This is a genomic window from Arthrobacter sp. SO5 (genome assembly GCF_020532805.1).
GTDB lineage: Bacteria > Actinomycetota > Actinomycetes > Actinomycetales > Micrococcaceae > Arthrobacter.
This window is the reverse complement of the sequence record NZ_MQTQ01000061.1, coordinates 20,881-27,406: the sequence shown is the minus strand read 5'-3', so window position 1 is coordinate 27,406 and position 6,526 is coordinate 20,881. Positions and strand designations below refer to the sequence as shown.

Sequence of the window (6,526 nt, the reverse complement as noted above, 5' to 3'; positions counted from 1 at the left end):
GCGGGGTAGTGGACGGGCTGCGGTCCAACCCGAAAGTCTCGGACCAGGAGGAAGTCCACGAGGTCTACCGCCGCTGGCGCACCCTGGCCGAAAAGTACGAACCGCACCGCCTGCTGATGGGCGAGGTTAACCTGGAGCCGGCCCGCGCGGCGCGCTACACCCGGGCCGATGAGATGCAGCAGGCGTTCGCGTTCGCGTTCGTGAAGCTCGGCTGGGACCCGGAAGCCCGGGCCGCCGCCGGGAACGAACTCGAAAGCGCCCGGCAGCTGCACGGCGCCACCCCGACGTGGGCGCTGGAGAACCACGACATTGTCCGCTCCGTCACCCGCTTCGGCGGCGGCGAGGTCGGCGCACTGCGCGCCCGCGCGGCGCTGGTGGCGCTGCTGGGCCCGCCCGCCCGGCCTACCTCTACCAGGGCCAGGAGCTGGGGCTGCCCGAGATCGACGTCCCGCTCGAGTCCCGGGTGGATCCGATGTGGGCCCGCGGCGGCGTCTGCCGCGACGGCGCCCGCATCCCGCTGCCGTGGACAGCGGATCCGGCGCTGAGCCACGGCTTCTCGCTCGGAGAGAGCGCGGCGGAACCGTGGCTGCCGATCCCCGCGGGCTGGGGCAACCACGCGATCGAGCTGCAGAAGCAGGACCCGACGTCGTCCCTGGAGTTAGTGACCAAGGCGCTGGAACTGCGCCGGCTGCTCTGGAAGACGGAAGTCTTCACTGCGAACGACGGCGGCTCATGGCGCGTCGAGGCCGGGAACCTGCTGATCTGCGAGCGCAGCGCCGACTTCTTCGTCGCCGTCGCGATGGGAACCGAACCCGTGAAGCTGCCTGCCGGGTCGGTGCTGCTCAGCGCCTCCTCGATGGTTCTACTTGGTGTTCAGCACATTCCAGAGGATCAGGTCGTGGGCGTGCTTGGCCTTGTCGTCGCCGCGGAAGTCTGCTTCTTTGATACTGGAACCGGTGTCGATTCCGATCGTGGAAGTGGACGCGAACCGTCCCATCATCGATTTGTTCGAGAACATGGCAACGGATCGGATGTTCTTGTACGGCACCGACACGATGGCGAGTTTGTTCCCGACGAAGCTCTTGTCCTGAATGATGACGCGCATATTCGTGATGCCGACAAAGCCCGTGCCTATTCCGATGCAGTCATAAACCGCGTAGACAGTCTCACCTTGCAGCAGCCCGGCGTTGATCTGCGCGAGCTGGTCCGGGCGGTCATGGATGATCTGGGTCAATGTAATCCCTCGTTCGCGTCAGTCGCGGAGCGGGATGCCATGGGCGTCCCGCTGGAAGTTGGCCGATCCGGCGAGGATCATGATGCCCTCGATGAAGCCCCACAGCCCGACAAGGAAAAGTCCGAGCCCCGCCGTAAAGATGGATACGACGATCGTCAGGACGAGCTGAATGACCGCGACCTTGGTGAATCCCAGGTAGAAGCGGTGGATTCCCAGTCCGCCCAGGAAGAGGCCCAGGAGCCCCGCGACGATCTTTGACTTTGCCTGCGGGTAGCCATAGGCGGGGTTCGGCATTGGAGGGTGCTGCTGGTACTGCGGTTGAAGCGGCGACGGCGGGTTGCCCTGGTACTGGGGCTGCTGGTACGGCTGCTGCGCGCCGGCCGCGTAGCCCTGGTGCGGGCCGGGGTTGGGCTGCTGCTGTCCGCCATAGGGCTGCTGGTACGGCTGTTGCGGTCCGCCATAGGGCTGCTGGTACGGCTGCTGCTGTCCGGAGTAGGACTGCTGCTGAGGCTGCTGGTACGGCTGCTGCTGTCCGGAGTAGGACTGCTGCTGAGGCTGCTGGTACTGCTGCTGCGGTCCGGCCGGGGAGCCCTGCTGCGGGCCGGCGTAGGGCTGCTGCTGAGGTCCACTCGGGTGCAGTCCGCCCTGGTACGGCGGAGTTGCCAGCGGCTCGTAGCCTTCCGGAACGGCAGCATTCGCGTCGGGGTGGGGGTGTGTCATGGTGATGCCTTTCGATGAGTGATGATGCAGCCCACAGCGGAAGGGCGACAGCACCGTCAACGACGGCTTCCCCCAAGAATCCATGTGCCGACATCAGTTTGACGGAACAACTCACGAATTGCGCGCTTTTGGGCAGTATGTCCTCAATGGACCGCAGGCATCCGAATCCAGCGCAGTGGCTGCTCATCCAACCAGTCCCGCCTCTAAGATGAGGCATGGACTTCGAGGACACGCTCTGGACGGTTCTGGGCGCCGGGCTGGTTCTGCTGATGTTCGTGGACGTTTTTCGGACGCTCCTTTACCCGCACGGTTCTGGCCCTGTGGGCCGGGCGATCATGCGCGGATTCTGGCTCATGTCGAGACGACTGCGGGGCCGGGGCTCCGCCACCGCAGCGCCCTTGGCCATGGCAGCTGTCATTGGCGCCTGGGCGGGAATGGCGGCCATCGGCTGGGCACTGCTGTACCTGCCACATCTGACGGACGGTTTTGTGTACGGAACCGGGGTCCCAGTGGAGGCCGATTTTGCCGAAGCGCTCTACGTTTCCCTGGTTACTCTCTCCACGGTGGGGTTCGGCGATATCGTCGCAGCCTCTCCGCTGCTCAGGTTGGTTGTTGCCCTCCAGGCCGTCACCGGTTTCGGCTTGCTGACAGCAACGGTCTCCTGGATCCTGCAGACTTTCCCGGCCCTGAACCGCCGCCGCGCCCTTGCCCACCAGCTGAACTTGTTCAGGGAGGCTGCAGGTCCGGCGGGAGTACTGGCGCTGAACCCCACCCACGCTGCCGGGCTGCTGGAGTCAATCGCCACAAACATAGCCTCGGTGAGCATAGACCTGCTTGCCTTCCATGAAACCTACTACTTCCGAGAAATTGAGCAGCGCGGCTCCTTGCCGGCCACGGTCGCCTACGCCCAGGACCTGGCATCCGAGGCCCAGCGCAGCGAGAGCCCTGAACTCCGCTTCGCCGCCCGGATGCTCCACGCGGCGCTGGACGGACTCGCCGACGTCCTCCGCGGCAAATTCGGCCATTCCGGAACCACGTCCTCCGATGTGTTCGACAGCTACGAGCAGCACCACCGGCACCTGCGGCGAGGGAACTAGACGCGAGTAGCGCGCGGGCACTGATTTCCACGTGCCGCGTTCTAGTCTTTCGTAGCTACGCTGAACCGGCTTCCGCCTTGGTCGCGGAAGCCGGCTCCGTTCGGTTTTGCTGCTGGCAGCAACGGTCCATCCCGCCCTCCAGAGGGTCCTGGCCGCGCACCTTGCCGCTCCCTAATCCCGGCGGTAGCCTGAAAAGCAGATGACGGGCCGCGCCGCCCACCACCGGTTCCGGGCGTGCCGGGCCGGGCAGCACCCACAGGCTCAGGCCCGCCACCGGGAACGGGGAGACGGGATGTCTACACTCTCACACGGCCGGGAAGCCTACGCCGAACGGCGCTGGCCGGACGCCGTTGGGCAGTACACCGCTGCCGACCACGACGCCGGACTTCCGGCCAGCGATCTGGAACAGCTGGCCACCGCCGTCATCCTCACCGGCCGGGGCTCCGAGGGAGTGGACATCTTGGCCAGGGCGCACTTGAAGTACCTCGCCGACGACGACTACCCCGCCGCCGCCCGCTGCGCGGTATGGACCGGGATGAACCTCATCCTGCTGGGCGAACCGGCCCGCAGCGCCGGCTGGCTGGCCCGCGCCCAACGGATCGTCGAGGACCTGCCCGAGCCCTGCCCCTTCGAGGGCTTGCTGTCCATCCCTGCCGGGCTGGGCGCCCTCTACCAAGGCGACGGCGCCACCGCCGTCGAAACCTTCACCCGGGCCGCCGACCTCGGGCGGGCACGCGGCGACGCTGACTCGGCGGCCCTCGGCACGCTGGGCCTCGGGCAGGCAAAGATCATGCTGGGCGAACTCGACGACGGCCTGGCCCTGCTCGACGAAGCCATGGTGGCCGTCACCGTCGGGGAAATTTCCCCGATCCCCGCCGGGATCATCTACTGCGCAGTGATCGAAACCTGCCATCTGGCCTTCGACCTGCATCGCGCCACCGAGTGGACACGGGCGCTGGACCGGTGGTGCGACGCGCAGCAGAACCTGGTGGCCTTCAGCGGCCAGTGCCAGATGCACCGGGCCGAGCTGTACCGGCTGCATGGCGCCTGGACCGAGGCGCTCGAAGCGGCCAAAACGGCGCAGGACCTTGCCTTCCACGGCGACCGGATGGCCACCTACGGCGGCTTTTACGAACAGGGCGAAATCCACCGGCTCCGGGGCGCCTTCGACGCCGCCGAGGCCTGCTACCTGCATGCTCAGGAGACCGGTTTCCCGCCGCAGCCCGGGCTGGCGCTCCTACGTCTGGCCCAAGGCAGGCCGGACCAGGCCCGGTCCCTGCTCCGGCAGGCCATGGAGGGCGTCGACCCCGCCTACCGGCGCCGGCTGCTCGCCGCCCGGGTGCAGATCGAAGTGGCAGCAGGCGACGCACTGGCAGCACGGGCAGCCGTGGAAGAGCTGACCTCGCTGTGCGCCTCGACCGACATGCCCATGCTGCACGCCCTCGCCGAGCAGTCCCAAGCCGTTCTCCTGTTCCACGAAGGCGACCCCGGGGCTGCCCTGGTCCCGCTTCGCCGCGCGTGGTCCCGCTGGCTCAGCCTCGACGCACCGTTCGAAGCGGCCCGCTGCCGCGCCCTCCTGGCCAGGCTGTGCGCCGCGCTCGGTGATGAAGAATCCGCCCGGCTGGAGCGTGAGTCGGCCCGGGCAGTATTTTCCGAGCTGGGCGCCGCGCCGGCGCTATCGGAGCTTGAGCACTCGCTGCCTCTAGCGCCGGACGCCCGGACAGCCCCGGCGCCAAGGACAGGGAATGACGCTCAGCACGCGGCCGACGCCGGGCCGCTCACCGCCCGCGAAGCCGAGGTGGTCCAGCTCGTCTCCGCCGGACTAACCAACCGAAGCATCGCTGCCGAGCTGTTCATCAGCGAAAAAACGGTGGCCCGGCACCTGAGCAATATCTTCACCAAATTGGGCCTGACCTCCCGGGCCGCGGTCACGGCCTACGCCTACCAGCACGGCCTCGCCTGACCTCCCTGCATAAAATTACCCAGTCCCCGCCTGCCGGATTTCTCCCGGGCACCTGGGAAATGGGTGATTCGCCCGATTCGCCGCGACGCGACGAAAAATAGCGTTAATGGCATAAACGTTTCAGTGCAACGCCGCCAACACAGTGCACTCCGTCTACGTCTTCAGCCTCCCGCTGGGACCGATCTGGCTGTTGCACCCCTTCTACGTCGTCGCCTCCGCGCTGCTGCCCATCTGGTACCTGCGCTTCCGGTCCGGAGCCGCCGGCCACCCGGCGCCACAGCCGGCGCAGCGTTCATAACCACCCCACCGCACAGGAAACACCAAGGAGGCACCACCATGAACACCACCCCAGCAACTGACACCGGCGGCGTCGTCGGCCCGGGCATGCTCGGCACTGCCGACGTCGACACCGTCATTATCGGCGCCGGACAGTCCGGCCTGGCGCTGGGCTACTACCTGGCGCAGCAGCACCGGAACTTTGTCATTCTCGACGCCGGCACACGGGTTGGCGACGCGTGGCGGAGCCGCTGGGACTCGCTGCGCCTGTTCACCCCCGCCAAGTACAACGGACTGCCCGGCCGGCCCTTCCCGGGCGACCCCCTCGCCTTCCCCACCAAAGACGAGCAGGCGGACTATCTGGAGGACTACGCCTCCCGGTTCCACCTGCCGGTTCGGCCCCACACGGCCGTGACCCGGCTGAGCCACGACGGGCAGCGGTTCCATGTCACGGCCGGGACGCAGCGCTGGACGACGACGAACGCCGTCCTCGCCACCGGCGCCTGCCAGCTGCCCAAGACGCCGGGATTTGCGGCGGAACTGCCGTCCGACGTCGTGCAGCTCCACTCCTACAATTACAAGAGCCCGGCCCAGCTCAAGCCCGGACCCGTCCTGGTGGTGGGGGTGGGCAACTCCGGGGCGGAAATCGCCCTGGAGACCAGCCGTACGCACGAAACCTGGCTGGCCGGCAAGCCGAGTGGCGAGATCCCGTTCCGGCACGGCCGGACCGCGGCCCGCTACTTCCTCCCGGTGGTCCGCTTCGCCGGGATGCACGTGCTGAACACCAACACCCCGGTCGGGCGCAAGGCGCTGCCCAAGCTTGCTGCCACGGCTACGCCGTTGATCCGCACCAAGCTCGCGGACCTCGGCGCCGCCGGCGTCCACCTGGTGCCGCGGGTCACCGGCGTCCAGGACGGCGAAGTAATGCTCGACGACGGTCAGGGCCTTCCGGTGGCAAACGTCATCTGGTGCACCGGCTTCGACGAGGCCTACCCATGGCTGGACATCCCGGCGCTGCCCGCTAACTGGCGGGAGCAGCAGCACCGCGGAATCGTGGATACCCTGCCGGGCCTGTACCTGCTGGGAAAAGACTTCATCTTCGCGGCAGCATCGGAGACCCTCCCCGGCATGTGCCGGGATGCCAAATACCTGGCGAAGCGGCTCGCCGCCACCCGGGCTCCGCAGCTCCCAGCGGAGGTCCAGAGCAGGCTGGCTGCGTAACACCGGAACCATCTC

At 67.5% G+C, this 6,526-nt stretch carries 6 protein-coding genes and 1 pseudogene; 5 read left to right on the top strand and 2 right to left on the bottom strand.

Annotated elements, in window-relative coordinates; genetic code table 11:
• Nucleotides 1–545 (top strand): annotated as a pseudogene (locus tag BJG92_RS11410) (hypothetical protein); the annotation flags it as partial.
• Between the two features lie 317 nt (nucleotides 546–862).
• Here the strand turns inward: BJG92_RS11410 and BJG92_RS11405 are convergent.
• Both BJG92_RS11405 and BJG92_RS11400 read right to left on the bottom strand, forming a co-directional pair.
• Nucleotides 863–1,234, bottom strand: a complete 372-nt coding sequence (locus BJG92_RS11405; RefSeq protein ID WP_232084122.1) for a PH domain-containing protein — start codon at nucleotides 1,232–1,234, stop codon at nucleotides 863–865.
• An 18-nt stretch (nucleotides 1,235–1,252) separates the two neighbouring features.
• On the bottom strand, nucleotides 1,253–1,954 hold the full coding sequence (locus tag BJG92_RS11400) for a TM2 domain-containing protein (protein WP_232084121.1): 702 nt from the start codon (nucleotides 1,952–1,954) through the stop codon (nucleotides 1,253–1,255).
• A 215-nt stretch (nucleotides 1,955–2,169) separates the two neighbouring features.
• Here BJG92_RS11400 and BJG92_RS11395 point away from each other — a divergent pair, with 215 nt between their 5' ends.
• The 4 genes from BJG92_RS11395 to BJG92_RS11380 all read left to right on the top strand — a co-directional run bounded on the left by BJG92_RS11395 (nucleotide 2,170) and on the right by BJG92_RS11380 (nucleotide 6,511).
• On the top strand, nucleotides 2,170–3,051 hold the full coding sequence (locus BJG92_RS11395) for a potassium channel family protein (protein ID WP_232084120.1): 882 nt from the start codon (nucleotides 2,170–2,172) through the stop codon (nucleotides 3,049–3,051).
• Nucleotides 3,052–3,343: 292 nt separating this feature from the next.
• The gene (locus BJG92_RS11390; protein ID WP_232084119.1) at nucleotides 3,344–5,014 is read left to right on the top strand and encodes a response regulator transcription factor; all 1,671 of its coding nucleotides are present in this window, start codon (nucleotides 3,344–3,346) and stop codon (nucleotides 5,012–5,014) included.
• Between the two features lie 142 nt (nucleotides 5,015–5,156).
• Nucleotides 5,157–5,312, top strand: coding sequence for a hypothetical protein (locus BJG92_RS11385; RefSeq protein ID WP_232084118.1), 156 nt, complete (start codon nucleotides 5,157–5,159; stop codon nucleotides 5,310–5,312).
• Between the two features lie 38 nt (nucleotides 5,313–5,350).
• Nucleotides 5,351–6,511: an NAD(P)/FAD-dependent oxidoreductase gene (locus BJG92_RS11380; protein ID WP_232084117.1), complete on the top strand. Its 1,161-nt coding sequence runs from the start codon at nucleotides 5,351–5,353 to the stop codon at nucleotides 6,509–6,511.
• Nucleotides 6,512–6,526 lie beyond the last annotated feature (15 nt).

What these genes read in the sequence shown, in the direction of transcription:
- BJG92_RS11400 (WP_232084121.1), bottom strand. Translation starts at nt 1,954, where the DNA reads ATGACACACCCCCACCCCGACGCGAATGCTGCCGTTCCGGAAGGCTAC.
- BJG92_RS11395 (WP_232084120.1), top strand. Translation starts at nt 2,170, where the DNA reads ATGGACTTCGAGGACACGCTCTGGACGGTTCTGGGCGCCGGGCTGGTT.
- BJG92_RS11390 (WP_232084119.1), top strand. Translation starts at nt 3,344, where the DNA reads ATGTCTACACTCTCACACGGCCGGGAAGCCTACGCCGAACGGCGCTGG.
- BJG92_RS11380 (WP_232084117.1), top strand. Translation starts at nt 5,351, where the DNA reads ATGAACACCACCCCAGCAACTGACACCGGCGGCGTCGTCGGCCCGGGC.